This is a genomic window from Clostridioides difficile ATCC 9689 = DSM 1296, assembly GCF_001077535.1.
In the GTDB taxonomy this organism is placed as follows: domain Bacteria; phylum Bacillota; class Clostridia; order Peptostreptococcales; family Peptostreptococcaceae; genus Clostridioides; species Clostridioides difficile.
Genome location: NZ_CP011968.1, coordinates 1,317,017 through 1,340,089, shown reverse-complemented (window position 1 = coordinate 1,340,089; position 23,073 = coordinate 1,317,017). Strand labels below are relative to the sequence as shown.

General features: G+C 28.4%; 22 protein-coding genes. 2 read left to right on the top strand and 20 right to left on the bottom strand.

Going from position 1 to position 23,073, the window contains the following annotated elements; all coding sequences use genetic code 11:
* Positions 1–45: 45 nt before the first annotated feature.
* The 16 genes from CDIF1296T_RS06565 to CDIF1296T_RS06490 form a co-directional block, all read right to left on the bottom strand.
* The gene (locus tag CDIF1296T_RS06565) at positions 46–1,293 is read right to left on the bottom strand and encodes a peptidase U32 family protein (protein WP_003438167.1); all 1,248 of its coding nucleotides are present in this window, start codon (positions 1,291–1,293) and stop codon (positions 46–48) included.
* A complete protein-coding gene (locus tag CDIF1296T_RS06560; RefSeq protein WP_003438166.1) occupies positions 1,280–1,954 on the bottom strand; it encodes an O-methyltransferase in 675 nt (224 codons plus the stop codon). Before CDIF1296T_RS06560 ends, CDIF1296T_RS06565 begins: the two co-directional genes overlap by 14 nt.
* 171 nt (positions 1,955–2,125) lie before the next feature.
* A complete protein-coding gene (gene mltG, locus CDIF1296T_RS06555; protein WP_003438164.1) occupies positions 2,126–3,205 on the bottom strand; it encodes an endolytic transglycosylase MltG in 1,080 nt (359 codons plus the stop codon).
* A gap of 202 nt (positions 3,206–3,407) precedes the next feature.
* A complete protein-coding gene (locus CDIF1296T_RS06550; RefSeq protein WP_009896135.1) occupies positions 3,408–4,733 on the bottom strand; it encodes a pyrimidine-nucleoside phosphorylase in 1,326 nt (441 codons plus the stop codon).
* Between the two features lie 203 nt (positions 4,734–4,936).
* Positions 4,937–5,749 carry a purine-nucleoside phosphorylase gene (locus CDIF1296T_RS06545; RefSeq protein WP_009888977.1) on the bottom strand — a complete coding sequence of 271 codons (813 nt, stop codon included), beginning with the start codon at positions 5,747–5,749 and terminating at the stop codon, positions 4,937–4,939.
* A 46-nt stretch (positions 5,750–5,795) separates the two neighbouring features.
* Positions 5,796–6,968, bottom strand: coding sequence for a phosphopentomutase (locus tag CDIF1296T_RS06540; RefSeq protein WP_003438158.1), 1,173 nt, complete (start codon positions 6,966–6,968; stop codon positions 5,796–5,798).
* Positions 6,969–7,009: 41 nt separating this feature from the next.
* Positions 7,010–7,924 carry a tyrosine-type recombinase/integrase gene (locus CDIF1296T_RS06535; RefSeq protein WP_009896134.1) on the bottom strand — a complete coding sequence of 305 codons (915 nt, stop codon included), beginning with the start codon at positions 7,922–7,924 and terminating at the stop codon, positions 7,010–7,012.
* Positions 7,925–7,935: 11 nt separating this feature from the next.
* Positions 7,936–8,541 (bottom strand): stage II sporulation protein M, encoded by a 606-nt coding sequence (locus CDIF1296T_RS06530; protein WP_009896133.1) that lies wholly within the window; start codon positions 8,539–8,541, stop codon positions 7,936–7,938.
* A gap of 67 nt (positions 8,542–8,608) precedes the next feature.
* The gene (locus tag CDIF1296T_RS06525) at positions 8,609–9,145 is read right to left on the bottom strand and encodes an NUDIX hydrolase (protein WP_003428379.1); all 537 of its coding nucleotides are present in this window, start codon (positions 9,143–9,145) and stop codon (positions 8,609–8,611) included.
* 1 nt (position 9,146) lies between these two features.
* Positions 9,147–10,214 carry a DUF3866 family protein gene (locus CDIF1296T_RS06520; protein ID WP_009896132.1) on the bottom strand — a complete coding sequence of 356 codons (1,068 nt, stop codon included), beginning with the start codon at positions 10,212–10,214 and terminating at the stop codon, positions 9,147–9,149.
* 4 nt (positions 10,215–10,218) lie between these two features.
* Complete coding sequence (locus CDIF1296T_RS06515) at positions 10,219–11,043, bottom strand: glycosyl transferase (RefSeq protein ID WP_003419210.1); 825 nt, start codon at positions 11,041–11,043, stop codon at positions 10,219–10,221.
* Between the two features lie 7 nt (positions 11,044–11,050).
* The gene (locus CDIF1296T_RS06510; RefSeq protein WP_003438150.1) at positions 11,051–11,743 is read right to left on the bottom strand and encodes a glycosyltransferase family 2 protein; all 693 of its coding nucleotides are present in this window, start codon (positions 11,741–11,743) and stop codon (positions 11,051–11,053) included.
* Positions 11,744–11,766: 23 nt separating this feature from the next.
* Positions 11,767–12,642 carry a copper transporter gene (locus CDIF1296T_RS06505; protein ID WP_009896131.1) on the bottom strand — a complete coding sequence of 292 codons (876 nt, stop codon included), beginning with the start codon at positions 12,640–12,642 and terminating at the stop codon, positions 11,767–11,769.
* 17 nt (positions 12,643–12,659) lie between these two features.
* Positions 12,660–13,781, bottom strand: a complete 1,122-nt coding sequence (gene steA / locus CDIF1296T_RS06500; protein ID WP_003428389.1) for a putative cytokinetic ring protein SteA — start codon at positions 13,779–13,781, stop codon at positions 12,660–12,662.
* 412 nt (positions 13,782–14,193) lie between these two features.
* A complete protein-coding gene (spo0A, locus tag CDIF1296T_RS06495) occupies positions 14,194–15,018 on the bottom strand; it encodes a sporulation transcription factor Spo0A (protein ID WP_032509222.1) in 825 nt (274 codons plus the stop codon).
* Between the two features lie 141 nt (positions 15,019–15,159).
* Positions 15,160–16,218 (bottom strand): SpoIVB peptidase S55 domain-containing protein, encoded by a 1,059-nt coding sequence (locus tag CDIF1296T_RS06490; protein WP_009896130.1) that lies wholly within the window; start codon positions 16,216–16,218, stop codon positions 15,160–15,162.
* Positions 16,219–16,378: 160 nt separating this feature from the next.
* Here CDIF1296T_RS06490 and CDIF1296T_RS06485 point away from each other — a divergent pair, with 160 nt between their 5' ends.
* Together CDIF1296T_RS06485 and CDIF1296T_RS06480 are read left to right on the top strand one after the other, a co-directional pair.
* Positions 16,379–16,819 carry a GNAT family N-acetyltransferase gene (locus CDIF1296T_RS06485; protein ID WP_009896129.1) on the top strand — a complete coding sequence of 147 codons (441 nt, stop codon included), beginning with the start codon at positions 16,379–16,381 and terminating at the stop codon, positions 16,817–16,819.
* 72 nt (positions 16,820–16,891) lie between these two features.
* Positions 16,892–17,371: a GNAT family N-acetyltransferase gene (locus CDIF1296T_RS06480; protein WP_009902308.1), complete on the top strand. Its 480-nt coding sequence runs from the start codon at positions 16,892–16,894 to the stop codon at positions 17,369–17,371.
* 92 nt (positions 17,372–17,463) lie between these two features.
* Here the strand turns inward: CDIF1296T_RS06480 and CDIF1296T_RS06475 are convergent, their stop codons facing one another.
* The 4 genes from CDIF1296T_RS06475 to dxs form a co-directional block, all read right to left on the bottom strand.
* Positions 17,464–18,330: a hypothetical protein gene (locus CDIF1296T_RS06475; protein WP_009896127.1), complete on the bottom strand. Its 867-nt coding sequence runs from the start codon at positions 18,328–18,330 to the stop codon at positions 17,464–17,466.
* 214 nt (positions 18,331–18,544) lie between these two features.
* Entirely contained in the window at positions 18,545–20,224 is a 1,680-nt protein-coding gene (gene recN / locus CDIF1296T_RS06470; RefSeq protein ID WP_009896126.1) for a DNA repair protein RecN, read from the bottom strand.
* 19 nt (positions 20,225–20,243) lie between these two features.
* A complete protein-coding gene (locus tag CDIF1296T_RS06465; protein WP_003438136.1) occupies positions 20,244–21,056 on the bottom strand; it encodes a TlyA family rRNA (cytidine-2'-O)-methyltransferase in 813 nt (270 codons plus the stop codon).
* 132 nt (positions 21,057–21,188) lie between these two features.
* Positions 21,189–23,054 (bottom strand): 1-deoxy-D-xylulose-5-phosphate synthase, encoded by a 1,866-nt coding sequence (gene dxs / locus CDIF1296T_RS06460; RefSeq protein ID WP_003438134.1) that lies wholly within the window; start codon positions 23,052–23,054, stop codon positions 21,189–21,191.
* Positions 23,055–23,073: the final 19 nt, after the last annotated feature.

Sequence of the window (23,073 nt, the reverse complement as noted above, 5' to 3'; positions counted from 1 at the left end):
ATTGACAATTTCTAAGGGGCTAATACTATTTTTATCAATTTTTTATTATTCTTCAACCTTTTCTTCTATAACTTTTCTAAGCATATAATCTTTACCAACTTTTACTGATAGTTTTAACTTCACTATTTGTCTAGGATGAGGAGCTGATTCTATAGCTTCTCCTTCTTCATTGTACATTTCTTCAATTTTAGTAAACATAGTTTCTTTATATGGTCCCATAACTTCTATTTCATCACCAACACACATTTTATTTCTTTGCTCAACAACAATAAGACCATCTTCATCTTCTGTTTCTCTAACTATACCTATAAAATCATAGTTTCTAACATATGATGCTGATTGATAATTTTGGTCTTCTGTTGTTGGTTTATTCAAGTAAAAACCTGATGTAAAATGTCTATGACTACCTTTTTTTAGTTCTTCCATCCACATTGGATTGAACTTCCAGTTTTCTGGGTCTCTGTAAAATTCATCTATTGCCATTCTGTATGCTCTTACAACAGTAGCTACATAGTATGCAGTCTTCATTCTACCTTCTATTTTTAAACTTGTTATACCAGATTTGATTAACTCTGGTATATACTCTATCATACATAAATCTTTTGAGTTAAAGAAGAATGTACCCCTTTCATCTTCGTATATTGGAAAATACTCACCAGGTCTTTTTTCTTCCACCAAATGATATTGCCATCTACAAGATTGAGCACAAGAACCTTTGTTTGCATCTCTTCCAGTCATATAGTTGCTTATTAAACATCTGCCAGAATAAGAAATACACATAGCACCATGCATAAACGCTTCTATATCCATATCTAAAGGTGTTTTTGCTCTTATCTCAGATATTTCATCAAAAGATAATTCTCTTGCCACTACAACTCTTTTTATTCCATGCTCGTACCAGAAGTTTGCACTTAGATAATTGGTTGTATTTGCTTGTGTACTTAAATGTATTTCCATATTCGGAATTACTTTTTTAATGACACTAAGCACTCCTGGGTCAGCTATTATAACTGCATCTATTCCTATCTCTTCTAGTTCCAACAAATAGTCTTCTAATTGTAGAAAATCTTCATTATGAGGTATTATATTTACTGTTACGAATACTTTCTTGCCTCTTTCATGTGCAAAAGCTACTCCCTCTGCCATATCTTCCTTACTAAAATTCTTCGCTGCAGACCTCATTCCAAAAATTTCTCCACCTATATAAACGGCATCTGCTCCATATGTTATAGCTATTTTCAATCTCTCCAAATCACCTGCTGGAGCTAAAAGTTCTACTTTATTTAATTCCATCTACATCACCTCTTTTACTTTCTTTATAACTTAGTGCTACACCATCACCTATTGGTACCAATGATGTGCTTAAATAGTCACAATTACATATATAATCTAAATAATTTCTCATTCTTTTAACTATAGTCTTTTTTCTTCTTACAACAAAATCATCATGAGCAACCATACCTTTATACAAAATATTATCAGATACTAAAAGTCCCCCATCTTTTAATTTATCTATAACTAAATCAAAAAATAGCTTATATTGACCTTTGGCTGCATCTATAAATATAAGGTCAAATTCACCTTGGACTTGACTAAGTTTTTCTTCTGCATCTCCTTCTAGTATAGTTATGTTATTGTCAAATCCAGCTAATTTTATGTTTTCTTTTGCTTTTTCTATCATTTTTTCATTTCTCTCAACAGTTATTATATCTGCATCTTTTCCTATAATAGTTGCAAAAAAAATAGAAGAATAACCAATTGCACATCCTACTTCTAAAATTCTCTTTGGTTTTTGAACCTTTAACAAGACTTTTAATAAATCTGAAACTTCTTTATGTATTATAGGAACACTATTTTCCTCTGCATAAATTTCTAAATCTTTTAAAAATCCTTCTTTTTCTTTTAATGTCACTCTTATATAATCTTCAACCAAATCATTAACTATATTACTCATAAAAACACTCCCTAAAATAATAAATATTCAAGTTTTATATTAATTTATTATTTTTTAAATTCATATTGTTATATATATTTACACTTTCTTTATTATAAATCTAAGAATAACAATTTTCAATAAAAAAGCCCAACATTATTCTTACCCTGTTAGACTTTTTATAATCATGGTTTATTTTTTTGTATTTTCTTTATTTGTTGCTTTTGTATCTTTTGATTGTTTATCCCTTGCTTCTTTATATTCTTTAACGTATTTTAAATGGTCTTGATAGTTTGTACTATAATTATTTCCACCATCAATCTTAGCTACAAAATATAAATAGTCTGTTTTCTCTGGATATAATGCTGCTTCAATAGATTTTATACCAGGATTTGATATTGGTGTAGGAGGTAATCCCTTATTTTTATAACTATTATATGGTGAATCAATTTTTAAATCATCATATGTTACAATTTTCTTTCTCTCTTCAAATATATATTGTATTGTAGCATCTGATTGAAGAGGCATACCTACCTTAAGTCTATTATAAAACACACTTGCTATTATAGGTCTGTCTTTGTCAAGAACAGCTTCTTTCTCAATTATTGATGCCATTTCCATTACTTCTTGAAGAGTCATATTTAATTCTTTTTGTTTCTTTTTAAACTTGTCCGTGTATTTACTGTCAAATACTTTTAACATTTCGCTTAAAATATCTTCTTCTGATTGTTTCTTTGAATTAAAATAATAAGTTTCTGGATACAAGAACCCTTCTAAAGAGGTTATTCCATCTTCCTTCAAATATGGAAATTTATCATAAAATTCTTGAGGTTTTTTTATTAAATTTTCAAAAGTAGCTTTATCTCCTAAATTTTTACTTACTAACATTGCTATAATTTCTTTAGATGTAGCTCCCTCTGGAATAGTCACTTTTATACCATCCTGATATATTTTACCTGAAACTAAAAGACTTATTATATCATTGTTTGAATACGATTGATTAAGTAAGTATGTTCCTGATTTTATAGACGGAGCTTTATTGCTAACCTTTACCAAAAGTTTAAATAATAGTTCATTCTTTATTAATTTATTTTCATATAATATGTCAGATATTTTTCCAACAGATGCTCCACTTGGAACGTCGATAATTACATCTTTTTTGTTATTTTTATCATAAGGACCTATTTGTATAAACACAAATATACCTGCTAAGATAATCAAAATAACAATTATTAATACTGCTATTTTCAATCTATTTTCTTTAAAGTTCATAATATAATCTACTCCTTATGTATATTTATCCATTTTCTATTATAAAACTAGATACTTTAATTTTCAATCATCTTGTAGAATAAACTTATTTATATTGTAAAAAATGTTTTAAAATATATATTTTTGGTATAATTTATAGTTTATCAAAAAATAAAAAACCTAACATTATTTTTGACATGTTAGGCCTTTTATAATCACTTTTCTAAAACTTTTTAATCTCTTCTTTAGTTACAATACCATATATTAATTTATTTTTTTCTATTTTTGAATCTACAATAGAGTAGGAATCAATAAATCTTCCCTTTGCCAATGAAAGCTTTTGTTCATCATTATAATACATGTAAGCTAAAACTTCACCTTCATTTACATAATCTCCTACTTTCTTTTCTAAAATTATCCCTGCTGATAAATCTAAAATATCATCTTTAGTTTCTCTACCTGCTCCAAGAATCATAGCCGATACACCAACATCTTCAGCTTTAATTTTGCTTATATAACCTGATTTAGTTGATTTAACTGGATATTTATACTTTGATTTTTTGAATAAAGAATAATCATCTACTACATCTTTATTACCACCTTGATTCTCTATAAACTCTTTGAGTTTTTGTATAGCAGTACCAGATTTTATTGATTCTCTTATTTTTTCAACACCATCTTCAAAATCATGTGCTACCTTTGATAAAACCAACATATATGCTCCTAATACTTCGCATAGCTCAACAAGGTCTTTAGGTCCATTTCCTTTTAATGTCTCAATTGCCTCTATAACTTCTAAAGAGTTTCCCACTGCAAAACCTAAAGGTTCATCCATATCTGTTACAATCCCTATTGTATCTCTATTCATACCAGTACCTATATCAACCATAGATTTAGCTAACTCAAAAGACTCTTCTAATGTCTTCATAAATGCTCCATCACCAGTTTTTACATCTAGCACAATTGCATCAGCTCCTGAAGCTAACTTTTTAGACATTACACTTGATGATATCAATGATATATTATCAACAGTTGCTGTAACATCTCTAAGAGCATATATTTTCTTATCTGCAATTGCTACCTTTGCACTTTGACCACAAACTGCTATTTTAGACTTATTTACAGAATCAATAAATTTACTTATCTCCATTTCTGTCGAAAAACCTGGTATAGACTCCAATTTATCAATAGTACCACCAGTATGACCAAGACCTCTACCTGACATCTTTGCAACTGGTGCTCCACATGAAGCAACCAAAGGTATAAGAGCTATGGTAGTCTTATCTCCAACACCACCAGTACTATGCTTATCTACCTTTATTCCATCTATCTCAGATAGGTTTATCATGTCTCCAGAGTTCATCATTGCTTCTGTAAGATGTACAGTTTCCTGTTTATTCATCTTATTTAAGTAAATCGACATTAATAGTGCAGAAGCTTGATAGTCAGGTATATCTCCCTTTGAATAGTTTTCTATAAAGTAGTTTATCTCTTTTTTACTAAGCTCTAGGTTATCTCTCTTTTTTTTTATAATATCATACATTCTCATAATTGAAATCTCCATTCTAACCTATAATAATTTAAATAAATATTAAACTTTAAAACACTTTCAAATGTTGTAGTATTATAAAAAAACTGTCCTTTATTAGAAATAACTTTCTATATCAAGACAGCTTTTTATTAATTCTTTTCAAATTAAACATTAACTATTTTATTATAAACTTCCTCAAAAAATCTATAATAAGCTTTAACTTATAAATTTTTAACCGTTGTTTTAACTAAATTCATAAATTCTGATTTAACTTTTTGAGTAGTTTCTATTACTTCCTCATGACTTAGTGGTTGATTTAAGATGCCAGCAGCCATATTTGTTATACAAGATATACCAATAACTCCTATATTAGAGTGAGAAGCCACTATGACTTCTGGAACAGTAGACATACCTACAGCATCAGCTCCCAAAATTTGTGCCATTCTCACTTCTGCTGGTGTTTCATAGTTTGGACCACTAAAAAACATATAAACGCCTTCTTTGACATCTATATTACATTCTTTAGCGCAGTTTTTAACTACATCTACATATTTAGAAGAATATGCATCTGACATATCTGGAAATCTAGCACCAAATCTGTCATCATTTTTTCCTACTAATGGATTACTTCCACTAAAGTTTATATGGTCTCTTATAAGCATCAAATCTCCTGCTTTAAATTCTTTATTTACGCCTCCAGCAGCGTTAGTTACTATAAGAATCTCGACTCCTAATTCTTTCATAACCCTTACTGGAAAAGTAGCTTCTTTCTGAGAATATCCTTCATAGTAATGAAATCTACCTTGCATAGCAATAACTTCTTTTCCTTCAAGTTTTCCAATTACAAGTTGTCCAGCATGTCCTGCTACTGTTGATACAGGGAAGTTTGGAATTTCACTATATTTAATTGTGACAGGGTCTTCTATATCATTTGCTAAATCACCTAGTCCAGAACCTAATATCAAACCAATCTTAGGTTTTATATTACTTTTAGAATTTATAAATTTACTACTTTGTGCTATCTTTTCAAACATTCCAATCTCTCCATCCTATTAAGCTAAGTTTTTATCATTTTATAGTTTAAAATAAATCTTCTTTAAAGCTTGACCCATGTTTAGGCAACTTTACATTTAGTATATCTGCAACAGTTGCTCCAATATCAGCAAAAGTATCTTTTACTCCTAAATTAAAACCTTTTTTAATCTTATTGCCATAAATCATAACAGGTATATATTCTCTTGTATGGTCTGTACCTTTATATGTTGGGTCATTTCCATGGTCTGCATTGATTATTAAAATATCATCTTCTCTCATATTAGCCATTATTTCAGGAAGTCTACTATCAAACTCTTCAAGAGCTTTCTTATATCCTTCTGGGTCTCTCCTATGACCATATTTAGAATCAAAATCAACGAGATTTGAATATATTAGACCTTTATTATCTTGTTTCATATAATTTAAAGTTTCATCCACTCCATCCATATTGCTTTTAGTGTGGATAGCATCTGTAATTCCTTTTCCATTAAAAATATCTTCTATTTTTCCAACTGCTAAAACATCAAGTCCTGATTCTTTTATATTATCAAGAACTGTTGGTTCAAATGGGTCTAGTGAATAATCTCTTCTATTTGAAGTCCTCACAAACTCACCTTTTTTCTTACCTATGAATGGTCTAGCAATTACTCTAGCTACTGCATTATCCCCCATCATTATTTCCCTAGCGATTTTGCACATATTATAGAGTTCTTCTAGGGGAATTACTTCTTCATTAGCAGCAATCTGAAATACACTATCAGCTGATGTATATACTATTACATCTCCAGTTTTTATTTGATGCTCTCCATACTCATCTATTATTACAGTTCCTGAAGCTGGTTTATTTCCTACTACTTTTCTTCCAGTTTTTTTCTCAAACTCTTCTATTATCTCCTTAGAGAATCCATGTTCAAATGTCTTAAATGGTTTGTCAACTATTATACCAGTCATTTCCCAATGACCTGTAGTAGTATCTTTTCCCTGAGACATTTCCTTACACTTTCCAAAACAACCTATTGGTTCTTTTATACTTTCAAAAAAATCTATACCATCTATGTTTCCTATACCTAAATTTCTCATATTAGGAATCTGAATATCTGGATATTCCTTAAATATATTTCCAAGGGTACTTACATCCTTACTATCACCAAATTTTTCAGCATCAGGCAATGCTCCTATCCCAACACTATCAATTACAATCCAAATTACTCTGCTCATATAAATATGCTCCTTCTAAATTATAAAATTTGCTATATAGTCTATTTAGCTTCTGCTTTTTGTAATTCTACATCAACATCATTTCTAGGATGTTTCTCCTTTATTTCTCTTCTCACGTTTTTATCTATATGATTTAAATATACTTGCAAACTAGATAAATTAACATTTCCTAAAATTTTACTTACAACAGCAATGTTAGCACCTTCATTTAACAAATGAATAGCAAATGAATGTCTAAGCATTGTAGGATTTATATTTTTATCTATATTGGCTAGATTAGAATATTTTTTTATGACTTTCCAAAGACCTTGTCGTGTAAACCTTTGACCTAATGAACTTACGAATAATGATTTTTCACCTTCTACAGCCATTTTAGGTCTTGCTTCTTTTAGATACTTTTCTAAGTAAAGTTTTGTAATATCACAAAGTGGTATCACTCTTTGATTTTTACAACATGAATTACAATATATATAATCAATATCTAGGTCAATATCCTCTATATTCATCTCTACTAATTCAGATACTTTTATACCAGTACCATATAATACTTCAAAAATAGCCTTGTCCCTAATCAATTTAGGCGTTGTTAACTTTGGAAAATTTAATAGTCTTTCAATTTCTTCTTCTGTAAGTATATTTATATTTTCTTTTTTTATTTTAGGTTTTTTTATATCCTTTGCAGGATTATTTGCACATATATGATTTAAAAATAAATAATCATGAAAAGATTTTATAGAGGATATCATCCTCGCTATTGTAGCTATTGATACATTATCTTTTTCCAACTTTATTAAGTAACTTATAATATCATTTTCTACTATATCTACTAGTTTAATGCTTTTTTGATTTATATATTCCATATATTTTTTTATATCCATAAAGTATGATGCCACTGTATTCTCTGATAATTTTTTTTTATCTTTTATGTAATCTATATATCCCTCTATAATATCCATTATAAACTCCTTTATTTAGCTAGGAACTTAATAATACCAATACTTGCAGTATTTAATATTAATTGCAACCCCAATGATAGTGCTATTATAATTATAATATTTAGTATATACCTCTTAATTAAAAATTGCATATTTTTTCTATTTTTCTTTTTAAATTCATAAACCATTTCTTTAAAATAACTTAAACTAATTAATGCTAATATGATTGCACATGGAATAATAATCAAATTTTTAAATAATATTATTAAAATCATTTTTATACTTTTAAATTTTAATGCCAATATACAGCTATTTATTGTATAACCAATTGACATCCCTTTTAATACAAAAGCTACCAACACTGCTGGAATTGTTACTACAAATAGACTTAATAGAGCTATTGAGCCCATAAAGATTGCATCTGATTTTAAATTTTGTATCACTGTATCTTTTATGCTTATATTTAGATTATAATACTCTACAGCAGGATTTATATTGTTTAATATATTGTTACTAGAACCTGGCAATATTTTATTTATGTAAGACCCAATAACAATAGACATCATAAACAACAATCCTATAATAATTATTTGTCTATTTAATTCTCTAAAATCATTTTTTCTATATGTTCTTCTCAATTTAATTCCCCCTTGTCCTTTATAAAATAGTATGCTTTAGGACAAAGGGTTATTCATTTTATAAATATTAATTTTTAAACATATCTTTTACTAATAATAATCCAATAGATGTTTTTGCATCTTCAACGTCATTTTTTAATACCATGTTATATGCTTCTTCAAGCTCAATTTCATAGACATCTAAAAACTCATCTGCATCTAAATTATTCTCTCCTGGAGTAAGACCTGTTGCTAAATATACAAACATTATCTCATTAGAAAAACCTGCTGAAGTGAAAAATTTATGTATTAGCTTAATATTTTTTGCACTATACCCAGTTTCTTCTTTTAATTCTCTTTCAGCACATTCTTTTGGACTTTCATTTTTTTCTAGTTTACCAGCTGGAATTTCAAAGATTGGCTTTTCTATAGGTTTTCTAAATTGCTTAACTAACACAACTTTATTATCATCTGTGATTGCAACTATTCCTACTGCTCCACCAACTTCTACTAACTCCCTTTTTTGATATCCTTGCCCTGGAATTTCAACAGTATCAACCTTTAAAGTAATTACTTTACCTGTATAAACCCTATCACTACTAATAGTTTTTTCTTCTAATACCATCTTAAACCTCCATTAAGTAATATGCTGCTGTGCTTGCAGCTTTGAAAAATGCCTCATCTTGTTCATAATTTCTTCCCATACTCTTTACTTTTAGATTAAAATAGTCTAAATCCTCTTTCGTTTTATTATTATCTATATAAATTATATTATGCTTTTTGTCTAAACCATTTAAATTGATTTGCTCTTTTATAAAGTTCAATTTTTCATCATCATATATAGTTATTGGTATGTCTACATTTACATTTACAATTTCTTTAAATACAGTCATACTATGATGTGAAATACCTTGATGTCTTTCTCGTTTGTCAGCAAAACTAATTCTTGGAATTGCAATTGCTCTTCCTTCAAGTTTTTTTACGGCATCAAGAATAGAGCCTTGTTCAATCCCTGTAAATCCATATTTTGTTCCTGTCCCAGCAATTCCAGGTCCCATACTGACAAATACTGCATCCGCTTTTAGTATTTCTTTTGCTGTAATTAATGCAGTATATATATTTATACATTCATAATCTCCACCAAACGCATTTCCTATAGTTATTGTACTATCTATTAATTTTTTTTCTTTTAAAGTATCCACATTTTTACTTAAATAAATTGGAAGAGATGCTCCATCAGTCATTATATACACTAATTTTTTATTTGGATTATTTCTTTTAAATGAAGCTGCAAATGGAGTTAACATACTATGAAGAGTCCCTACTACAACAGAAAGACCTTCTAATCCTTTAAAATTCGCAAATTTATCATGATAAATACTTTCTTGTTCCTCAACAGAATCCACTTTTATTTGAAGAGGCGTATATCTAAGTTTCATTATATGTCCACCTTCAGTTAAAGTAGATTCTATATTATTTAAATTAGTTATTACAAAATGGTATCCACCTGTACCTAAGCTCAGTTCTACTGCTGTTGTATTTAAAACCACTTCGTCACCTATATTTATAGTTCCAGATATTTTGGGATAATTATATGCCCTTTGTATTTCTCCATTTATATTTACTCTTATATCATCTAGAGTTTCAGTTTGACTTACTATTGATTCAACAATCCCCACTCTTTTGCTTATCATAATACTACCTTCCCAATTTATCTATAAAATTTAATAGTTTATTTTTTTCTATTATCTTAGTTAATGAGTATTTCTCAGTGAATATATGCATAATAACTACAAATATTAACCATCCTAATCTAATGTTAAATGGATACCCAAAAGAAATGAGCATTCCAATAGATATTCCAAGGACGTTTGAACCAGTATCTCCCATCATAGCCCTTGCTTTTAAATCATAATTAAAGTATGCAAGTACATTTGGTACTATAAGTAATGGAAGAACTTGAACAAATCCTGTCAATGTTAAAAATATAATTACCATTATGAATAAATATGCTTTTATTGCCCTTCCTGGTCTTAAATCCAAAAGATTCATTAAATTAGTTGATAGAGCTATTATTAGTGTATTTACTATTATATCAATTATGTCTTTTGATATAGCAACAGAAACTATAAGCCCTACAAATCCACCAAATAAAGCTTTAAAACCTCCTGTTGTAAGACTTCCTTTAAATAAACTTTTAAAATGCCCCTTTAAACCACTTACATCTCTATTTCCAATGACATCATCTAGTATCCCTGCAAAAAACATGGATATCATACCAAACATAAACATAAATATATACGCTAAATCCTTAAATTCTGTAGTAAAGAAAGCAAGTATTATTCCATTGATTACAATCATAGGCAAAAATACAATTCCCATACTTACTGGTATCATATCTTTTTTATAGTTTGGTCTAAGTACATTTCCATTTATCAATAAATTTTTAAATAGTGGAATTACAGCATAGGTTCCAAATAATCCAGTTAATAATAAAATGGTATAAAGTATATAATCTTTCACTAAGATATTACCTCCATTCTTTCTTTTTTTGTCCTAAAACCTTTTTTATGTGATAATACTGTTTCCCTCTATGAATAAAACCTTTTAAATTTCTTCCTGTTTCATTATGAGTCATATTTACTAATACTTCTTTAATTTTAAATCCATACTTTAATATATCAATGGTCATTCCAACTTCTACTCCATATCCAAAAGGTATTTCATCAAACTTTTCTAAAACTTCTCTTTTAAATATTCTTTGACCTGACAAAGTTGCATCTAACTCAACACCAGTCATCTCAAACACAGAATTTTTAGCTAAACCTTTTACAAATCCCAAACCTCCTTTTCTCTTTGCAGGAGGAAACTTGGCTATTGTAACATCTGCCTCACCATTTAATATAGGTACTATTAATTTTTCAACTTCTTTAGCAGAACTTCCTAAATCTCCATCCAGAAAACCTATAATATCTGCATTTTTCATTGCTAATTTGATACCATAATTTAAAGCATATCCTTTACCTCTATTTTTATCTAACTTAAAAAATTTAATCTTTTCATTTTCTAGCTCAGATACAACCTTAGCAGTATTGTCAATTGAACCATCATCCACAACTATTATTTCATTTATTTGCTTAATGTCCAATATGCTTTCTAATGTATATTTTATTCTACTTTCTTCATTATAAGCTGGTATTATTATACTTATATAAGAATCCATTTTTTCTCTCCTTAAAATTATTTCTATTTAATAGATGGCAACAATGAAGTTGCAGTATCCAATCTACCAAAATTACCAACTATATTACCTTGTTGTAGAAGAATCGCTAGAGATATACTTCCTATACCTTCATCAATATTGTCTATAGTTGCAACTTTGTTTTTAGAATATAGTTCTACATAAGAAGTTTTAACTCCTGTATTTTGAACTTCTACTAAATATTTATTCTCTGATTTAAGTTTTGAAACTACAAATTTTTCTATTTTTTCAAACTGTTTTGTACTGTCTTTTGCATCATTTCCACCAGCTATTACAACGGAATCATATTTTAGATATGTATCTCCAATAAAATTAAACTTTATTACATCTAGTTCTTGAAGATATGTTAAAATGTCACTTGCATCTTCCTTTTTAAGAGTGTCAATTATATAATTAACTGCATCATTTGCATTTTTTACATCTGTACCTAGTTTAGTTGACATTTCCTTTAACTTTTCTGGATTTGTTATGTTTTCTTTTAATATTATATTAAATGCAATGCTTCCATTAGATTTATTTATTATGTCTTCTATATTTTTTGTATAATCGTCATTTTCATTAGCAGATATTATTCCTATACTTTTACCATTCAGCGAACCAGCTAAAATCTTATCTACATTTTTATTTATAAAATTAACTGCCTCTTCATAATCTCTATTTACACTTGCTAAGTCACTGTCAAGTTTATCATTTTTTTCTTTTAAGATATCAAACTTATCATCCAAATCATTTATTATATTTGCTTGTTGTTCACTTAATTGTTGATTATTATTTAAATTAAATCCTACTAACATGCCTATACCCAAAGCTATAAATATAGCCCCTATAGTGACTATATAATATTTCATATTAATATGCATATTTATCCTCCTAAAATTTACATCTGTAATAATACTCTAAACTTTAATTGCATTAGTTGTATGAACTGTTGAACTCCTGGTGACAATGATGCAACTACCAACACAGGAAATAATGCTGTTGCTATTAATGCCCATATGTACTTTATTTTTAATTTACTTCTGTATAACAAATTAACGCCTTTAGCATCTATAAGCTTTGAACCTATTTTTAGTCTAACTAAAAAAGTACTTGCCATACCTTTTCTTCCTTTTTCAAGAAAATCAATCATATTTGAATGTGTACCAACTGCTACTATTAACTCAGCCTTATACTCATAGGCGATAAGCATAGCTATATCTTCACTAGTTCCTGGCGCAGGAAATACAACTGCATCTAAGCCTAATTCCTCAACCCTCTTAAGACCTGGTGCTCTTCCATCTGTATAAGCATGTACTACTATTTCACTAGCCTTTTTTAAAGCTTCATCACTTACACTATCCATATCACCTACAATCACATCTGGAGTATATCCAAACTCAATTAAAGCGTCTGCTCCTCCATCAACACCAACCAATACTGGCTTTACCTCTTCTATATAAGAAAGCATAGTACTTAAATCTTCTTTGTAGTCCTGACCTCTTACAACTATCAATACATGTTTATTAGCATAATTAGTTTTCACTTTTGGAATTTCTACTTCTCCAAGTATAAATCCTTTTTCTTTTTTAGCATAATCTATAGTATTATCTATAAATCTATCCAATTCTACAGCTAAATTCTCATAGGCAGCCTTTATTTGGTGTGAAACCTCATACTTGTCTAAAACTTCTCCTGCACCTAAAAATTTTCCTTTTCTATATATCTTTCCATCTACAACTTCTATAGTTTCTCCTTCTTTTAATTCTTCAAATAACTCTTCTCCAACATTATCAATTATTAGTATATTATTTTCAGTTAATATCCCTGGACCTTTATTGGGATACCTACCACTTATAGAAGGAGCCGCATTTATGACAAGTTTTATTTTAGCTTCTACTAAAGAGTTTGCAGCAACTTCATCTATGTCTATATGATTTATAACTGCTATTTCCCCACTTTCAACTCTTTTAGCAAGTTTTTTGGTTTTTCGATCTACTTTTATAGGGGCCTCGACTCTCATATTTAAACCTCCACTATCATTATTAAAATCACATTATATTATAGCATTACTTAACAATAAAATAAATGTTTTAAGTTTGTTTTGCATCTTTGGCATTTACAATACTATATTTCATCATTTTTTTATTTAACATATTCCATAATACGCTTAAAAATACAAAGTTTACCTGCATCAAAGTCAATATTTATATTAAAAAATAAACCACTGTCAGTTTACAACTTGTAAAGACACATACTATATCCATAGTATAATAAAATTATTATATTGATATAGTAAGCAAATAATAAAGAAAATTTTTATATTTATTAAAATAGCGAAACGGTATAACCCTAGTGGTTATACCGTTTCGCTGCTTGTAATACGCATTTATAGCCAATGCCTTAATTAAAAAGCCTTACTTTTTATGTCTTGTTTATTTAACCATACTATGTTCTAGTCTTAATTTATCAGCAATCATTGCTATAAATTCTGAATTAGTTGGTTTTCCTTTAGTATTGTGTACCGTATATCCAAATAATTGATTTATTGTGTCAACTTTTCCTCTACTCCATGCAACCTCTATTGCATGTCTTATTGCTCTTTCAACTCTACTTGGTGTTGTATTGAATTTTTTAGCTATACTTGGATATAACTCTTTTGTTACTGCACCTAAAAGCTCAACATTATCAATAACCATTTTCATTGCTTCTCTTAAATATAAATATCCTTTTATATGAGCTGGTACTCCTATTTCATGTATTATATTTGTGATTTCTGTCTCTATATTTCCTACATTCTTAACAAAATCACTTCTAGTCATTTGAGTCTCTTGAACTGGTCTAGGTTTTGGCTCAACTTGTGTAACTCTATTAGAAACTAGCTCTCTAATTCTGTTTATAAACACAACAAAATCAAATGGCTTTACTATGTAGTAATCTGCTCCTAGATTTATTGCGCTTTGAGTTATCTTATCTTGACCTACTGCTGATAGTACTATTATTTTTGGCATTTTAGGTATATCCATAGTATTCAATTTTTCAATTACACCTAATCCATCTAGATGTGGCATTATTACATCTAGTATTAATAAGTCCGGTTGTGTCTTTTTTACTAAGTCTAATGCTTCAATTCCATCCTTAGCTATGCCTAATATATCGATATCATCTTCATTAGACAAATACTCTTTTAATACCTGACAAAAATCCTTATTGTCATCTGCTAAAACTATTTTGATTTTTTCCACTAAAAATCCCCCCATTAAAAAACATCTTCTTATTACAGAAAACTAAACTTTTTACACAATTGCTTCCTAATTATCTACTCTAAAGCATATTCGACACTCCAAAATTATATTCCTCCTAGATAATTGATAAAATAATAAAATTTTTTAATGCCTCACCTACAATTTTATCATTTCATCTATAAAAATACCATATCCTTTTTTCGGATTATCTCTAAAAACATGAGTTATTGCACCAATAATTTTATTATTTTGTATTATTGGAGCTCCACTCATCCCCTGTACGATACCTCCTGTGTATTCCAATAACTTGTCATCTACTACTTTTATTACCATATCTCTATAATTTCCTTTATCATATACTATACTTTCTATTTTTATATCATAGCTTGTTATATTTTTGTTTTTATCCTCAAAAAGAATTACTGCATCTCCTATTTTTACATCTTGCGGCCTTCCAACTTCTATTAATTGCTTTTCTTTATTTGCTACATTAAACTCTTTATTATGGTTTTCTGTAATATTACCACTTATACCTAGCTCTGAATTATTTGAGAAATTACCCATTAAATTGCTGTCATTAAAATCTCCTTTTATTTTACCTACTTTTTCATTACTAGCTTTTACTATTTTTAATTGTTCTGGCTTATATATATATCCTTGCTTTATCTTTAATAGTTCATTAGTATCCGAATCTTTTATGGCATGACCGATTGCTTTGAACTTTTCCATACTAGGGTCGTAAAAAGTCATAGTTCCAATTCCAGATATTTTATCTCTTACCCATAATCCAAGTTTATACTTGCCATTTTCTTTTTTAGTCTCTATTACTTCTGTTTTATACTTATTTTTTCTCTCAAAAGTCACTTCAACTTTACTTTTTTTAATCTTATTCAAAATCTCTGATACATCTTGACTATTTTTTATCCTTTTATTATCTATTTTTACTATATTATCACCGATTTGTATGCCTCCAATATAGTCTACATCCTCTTCCTCATATCCTAAGACCAATACACCATCTGTATTTGCTTTTACTCCAATTATATTTCCCATAGGATATACAAATTTTTTATCATGATTCTTAATTGCAAAAGCTTCTATTTGAGTCTCTTTATTAACATTACAATTTTTATTAAAAATTATAACCATGGTAAAAATCGATACAGCTCCTAATATTATCCAAATATTTTTGAAATTTTTATTTATTTTGTTCATATATCCATCTACTCCTATGCTGTATTATTATGTATTTATAATTCCTTTTTCCTGAGAATTTATTCATTTAAAAAGTTTATTTAAAATCTTAATAAGTGATTTTTAATACATAATATGATAGTATTAGATTGTAACAAAAAGTTTGAAGGGCGGTAATATCTTGAAATTAAATGTAAGAATTGCAGACATAAATAATTGGCATGATTTAGTTAGTTTGTCTGTAGATAAAAGTCAGTTAGATTATATAGAAAGCAATGCACTTTCTATTGCTGAATCTAAATTTATAACAGCTTGGGTACCTGTTGGAATATATGATGAAAATTCTTTAATAGGATTTGCTATGTATGGTCGTTTAGAAGATGATAGAGTTTGGCTTGATAGATTTATGATTGATTCAAAATATCAAGGTAAAGGATATGGAAAAGCATCATTAGATTTTCTTGTAAATCATCTTAAAAATGAATATAACTGTGATGAACTATATCTTAGTATATTCGAAGACAATAAAATGGCTATTAAGCTTTATAAAGATTTTGGATTTGAGTTTAATGGAGAGCTTGACTATGGTGGTGAAAAAGTAATGGTATTAAAATCTAATTGATATTAAGAAAAATATACATATATCAAGGAGGTGAAGTCATTATATAAACATGTGTATATAATGGCGGATAAAATGGCTCAAAATATAACTTTACAATTTGTTGAAGAAAAAGATTTAGAAAACCTTGAAAATGTAAAACTTCTATTTACTGAATATTCAAATTCTCTAAATATAGACTTATGTTTTCAAGACTTTAATAATGAATTAAAAACACTTCCAGGAAAATATAAAAAACCTTCAGGCTCATTGATATTGGCATTTGTTGATGAAAATTTGGCAGGTTGTGTTGCTTTAAAAAAACTTGAAGGTAAAATATGTGAATTAAAAAGATTATATGTAAGAAATCAATTTAGAGGATTAAAAATAGGAAAAATACTATTGGAAGAAATCATTGAAGAAGCTAAAAAATTTGGATATACACACATGAGATTAGATACTCTTCCAAGCATGAAAAGTGCACAAGGATTATATGAAAAGTTTGGTTTTTATGATATAGAACCTTATACTTATAATCCAATTGAAGGGGCTAGATATATGGAATTAAAATTATAATTTTTTAATAGAGTATAAGTAAAACTACTACAGTTTTATTTATACTCTATTTTATTGAACAAATCTATTTGAATATTTATTTAAATATGTATTTATTTTTCTAAATCTTGTAATCCCATAGTTATATCTTCAGTTATATCCTTTGTATATTCTACTCCATTATTGTATGTAAGTTTAGCTTTAATATAAATTATGTCATCAATATCCCTTTTAGGAAAACTTACTTCATAATTCACTTGATTTCTATTTGAATTATTAGTTTTGCCATCATCTAAGCCTTCAGCTAATTTGGCTTTGTATATAGTGTCTTTTTTTCCTTCATTTACAATAATATCTACTTTTTCTAATCTAATATTATCGTAAGCTTTATTTTTTGACTTTTCACTCTCATGATTGAAAAGATTACTATTTTCTACTATTTCAATAAAGTATTCTCTATTATCTCTTATCCCAGAATTAAATATGGGTTGTTCAGGCATATAATCAGATTTAGTAAATTTTTGCACATCAGAACTTTCAGATATAGCTCCACTTGTAACTACTTTATAGTCATATTCACTTCCTGTATTTATCTTTATTTCACATGCATATGATAATTCTCCATATTTTGTCATCTCAGTTTCATTCCATTTATCACTATCTTCTTTATACATAAAAAATACTTTTCCATTTTTTCCAAGTTTACTTAATTGAACATCTACATCAATAATACATTCTTTTTTCTCGATTTTTTTTACTTTTAAGTCAATACTTTTTGTTATATAACTTTTTGACATTTCTTCATTTATAGTATTACTAATATCCGACTTAGTACTCATAAGCTCTTGTGACAAATAATCTAATTTGTTACTACAACTTTCAATATTTTTATTAATCTCACTTACTGCTACCACAATATACCATAATAAAATAAAAATTACAATTATAAAAATTAAGTGCATAGTATCTTTTTTATTCATTTTATGCCTCCCCTCACTACTACCTTAATAAATAATATTATACTTAAGCATTTAGAAATTTCAAAGTTACAAAGTTATACAAATTTTATTCCATTTTCAAACCTACTTTTCTTCAATATAGGCACTAGATATTTTAAAATAATTTCATTATAAAAAATAGGTGTAAAGCATTTCTATAAAAATTCTTTACACCTATTAAAATGCTTGTTTTTCACTAACATTTTTTAGCCAATTCAATGATTTCACTTGCATGTTCAATAGTTTTTTCTGTTATATTATTACCTGCTATAAGTCTGGCAATTTCATTTTTTCGTTGAGATTCATTTAACTTACTAACATTGGTAAACGTCCTATTATTTGAAGTATCTTTCTCTATACAATAATGAGTGTCTGCATTTGCAGCAATTTGAGGTAAATGAGTTATACATATTATCTGTTTTTTCTTTGCTATATCACTCAATTTCTCACCAACTATCTGTGCTGCTATCCCACTTATTCCAGTATCTATCTCGTCAAACACTAATGTATCAATATCATCTATATCAGCCAATATGGTTTTAAACGCTAACATAAATCTGGACATCTCACCACCTGATGCAACTTTATATATAGGCTTAATATCTTCTCCTAAGTTAAAAGATATCATAAATTCAATATCATCTACTCCATCTAAAGTAAATGGACCTTTTTCAAAATTAACCTTGAACATTACATTTTTCATATTTAAGCTTTTTAATTCATCAAGAAGTATTTTTTCTAAAGTAGTTGCTACTTCTATTCTTGCTTTAGTCAATTTACTGGCTTTTATTTTTAAATCTTCTTCTATATTCATCAGTTTGCTTCTTAACTGTTCAACTCTTTCATCTCTGTTTAATATTTCATCTAATCTATCTTTAATTTTTCCATAATACTCAAATATATCATCTATACTGTCTCCATATTTTCTTCTTAAGTTATTAATCTCGTCGATTCTAAGCTCAATCTGCTCTAGCTCATAAGGTTCAAAGTCTATATTATCTTTGTAATTTCTTATCTCACCAGATATGTCTTGTAACTCATACATGATTCTTTCTACAGTATCACTATATTCACTTAAAACACTGTCATATTTAGATATGTCATTAAGTTCCTTAGATGCAAGACCTATTAGGTCAATAACATTATACTCACCATTATGTAACTTGCTATAACTCGAATTTAGATTATTATATATCTTTTCACTATTTCTATAAACTTCTCTTTGTTTTAATAAATCTTCATATTCATTCTTATTTAGATTTGCAGCTTCAATTTCATTTATTTGAAATCTTAATAAATCTATTTCTCGTTGAATTTGCATCTCATCTTTATTTTCTGTCAAGCAATTTAAAGCTTTTTTTACTTCACTATACTTATGGTACACCTTTTTATAAGCAATTTTAAACTCTTCCAATTCATTTTCTCCAAAAAGGTCTAGAAATTTTAAATGAGTATCTTTATTAAACAAAGCTTGATTTTGATGTTGACCATGTATATCTATAAGTGTAGATGCAATTTCTTTAAGAAGAGACACTTTAACAGTCCTTCCATTTACTCTAGCAGTACTCTTACCATCTGAGTATATCAACCTAGTTATTACCAATAAATTATCATCTTCCATACTTATATCATTTTCTTCTAATATTTTTTTAAGATATCTATTGTCTGAAAAAAATACAGCCTCAACAAGTCCCTTATCTGTTCCTTTTCTTAAAAAAGACCTATCATATTTATCACCTAAACAAAGTCCAAGTGCATCTATTATTATAGATTTTCCTGAACCAGTTTCACCTGTAAGTATATTTAAGTTTTTATCAATATTCAACCTTAGTTCTTCAACTAAGGCACAATTTTTCATATATAATTCGAGGATCAAATCTAAGCCCCCTTTTAACCTATTTGTCTAAATTATGAGAAGCTTCAACAACTTCTACTATTTTGTTATTGTATGTCTCACCATCAAATTCATATCCTTCATTTCCATTTCTCAAATGAATTAGATATTCTATATTACCTTCAGGACCTTTAATAGGAGAAAAATCTAACCCTAAAATCTCAAATCCATTTTCGACTGAGAAATCAGAAATCATTTTTATAACTTCTATATGTGTAGATTTTTCTCTAACTACTCCTTTTTTACCTACTTTTTCTCTTCCTGCTTCAAATTGAGGTTTAATTAAAGCGACAACTTCCCCATCATGACGTACTAACTCCTTTGCCTTTGGAAGTACTAACTTTAACGATATAAAAGACACATCAATTGACGCAAAATCAGCAAACTGCTTTGTATCTTCTATTGTCACATTTCTTATATTGGTTCTTTCCATACACACAACCCTATCATCTTGTCTCAATTTCCATGCAAGTTGACCATAACCAACATCTATAGAAAATACTTTTATTGCTCCATTTTTGAGCATACAATCTGTAAAACCACCTGTGGATGCCCCTATATCCATACATACCTTTCCATCAATAGTCAAATCAAAGTTTTTCATTGCTTTTTCAAGTTTTAAACCACCTCTACTGACATATGGTATTGGATTTCCTTTTACTTCTATACTACAATCTTCTTTTACTTCTGTACCAGCCTTATCACACCTTTGATTATCAACAAAAACCAATCCAGCCATTATTGCTTTTTTGGCTCTTTCTCTACTTTCAAAGTACCCTTGTTCTACTAATAATAAATCTATTCTTTTTTTCATACAATTACCTTTCTGTTAAAAGCTACTTTAATGATAACTAAAGTAGCTTGAAGTAACACACTTGATATTTATTCTAATTGATAAATTCTATATTTTATATAAATTTTAATTTACAATATCTACATTAGACTTTTACTCAATAACTAATTTCCTTATCTTATCAGCAATACTTTTTGGCGATAATCCTACAAAATCATATAATTCATCTATATTGCCATGTTTTACAAATTCTTCTGGTATTGCTATATTAAGTATATTTACGTTATATTCATTATCTATAATAAACTTATTTATTCTACTTCCAAATCCTCCAGTTACAATATTATCCTCTATAGTAACTACATTTTTATGATTTTTTAATAATGCTTTTAACATACCTTCATCAATTGGCTTTAAGAATCTAGCATTAACTATTGTCGGATTTATTCCTTCTCTTGATAATATTTCTTTAGCCTCTAAAGCATGTTTTACCATACTTCCAATACAAAGTATGACTGTATCTTGACCGTCATCTAATACCTCATATTTACCCAGTACAATCTCTCCATACTCTCCCTTATCTAGGTAATAACTACTTCCTCTTGGGTATCTAATTGCTAGTGGACAATCTAATTTTAATGACAAATCCATCATAAGCTCCATCTCTCTTGTGTCTTTTGGAGCCATTACTACAATATTTGGAATAGAATTTAAGTAACTTAAATCAAACATACCATGATGAGTTTCTCCATCATTTCCAACTAATCCAGCTCTATCTATAAGAAAAGTAACTGGCTTTTTTGTTATGCATACATCATGAATAACTTGGTCATATGCCCTTTGCAAAAATGATGAGTACACAGCAAAGTAAGGTTTCATACCATTTTTTGCAAGACCTGCTGCAAATCCTGTTGCATGTTGTTCAGCTATACCAACATCATAATATCTTTTTGGATATGCACTTTCAAACAGGTTTAGCCCTGTACCAGATGGCATTGCAGCTGTTATTGCTACTATATTTTCATTACTATTAGCCATATCAACAAGTTTTTCTCCAACACTAATTGACATAGACTTAACTTTTGCAGATGTAACACCTGTCTTTATATCAAACTTTGATACTCCATGATATTTATCAGGTTGTTCTTCTGCAAATCTGTACCCTTTTCCTTTTTTCGTAATTACATGTAAAAGAACAGGCCCTTTTTTGTGTTTAGCTTTTCTCAATATATCTATTAGTTCTTTAGTATTATGGCCATCTATAGGTCCATAATATCTTATACCTAATGAATCAAAAAATGAACAGTCCTGAGGAGAAAAGCTATACATTAGTTTATCTTTAAATCTATGTGCAGTCTTAGATAAAATTTCACCTGTTTGTGTAACATTTAAAATTTTATCAACTTCATCTGTCATTTTCTCAACTGTTGAGTTTCTTATAATACTTGACAGATATTTAGACATTCCTCCAACATTTTTATCTATGGACATCTCATTATCATTAAGGATTACTATCATATTGGTATCTATATATCCTAATTGATTTAAAGCTTCAAGTGCCATACCTCCTGTTATAGAACCATCTCCTATCACAGATATAACACTATAGTTTTCTTTTTTTATATCCCTAGCACAGGCAATACCTGTAGCTATAGAAATAGATGTACTGCTATGTCCTGTATCAAAAATATCATGAGGACTTTCATTCTCCTTTGGAAAACCACTTAGTCCATTAAACTGTCTCAAAGATACAAAACAATCTTTTCTTCCAGTAACTATTTTATGAACATAAGATTGATGCCCTACATCCCATACAATCTTATCTTTAGGGCTATCAAATACTTTATGAAGTGCTAATGTTAACTCAACCACTCCTAGATTAGAAGCTAAGTGTCCTCCTGTCTTTGAAACAGATTTTACTAAGAACTTTCTTATATCCTTTGCAAGTAAATCCATTTCTTCTATACTCATATTTTTTATATCCTTTGGAGAATTTACTTTATCTAAATATTTATACATATTATCCTCACCTTTATTC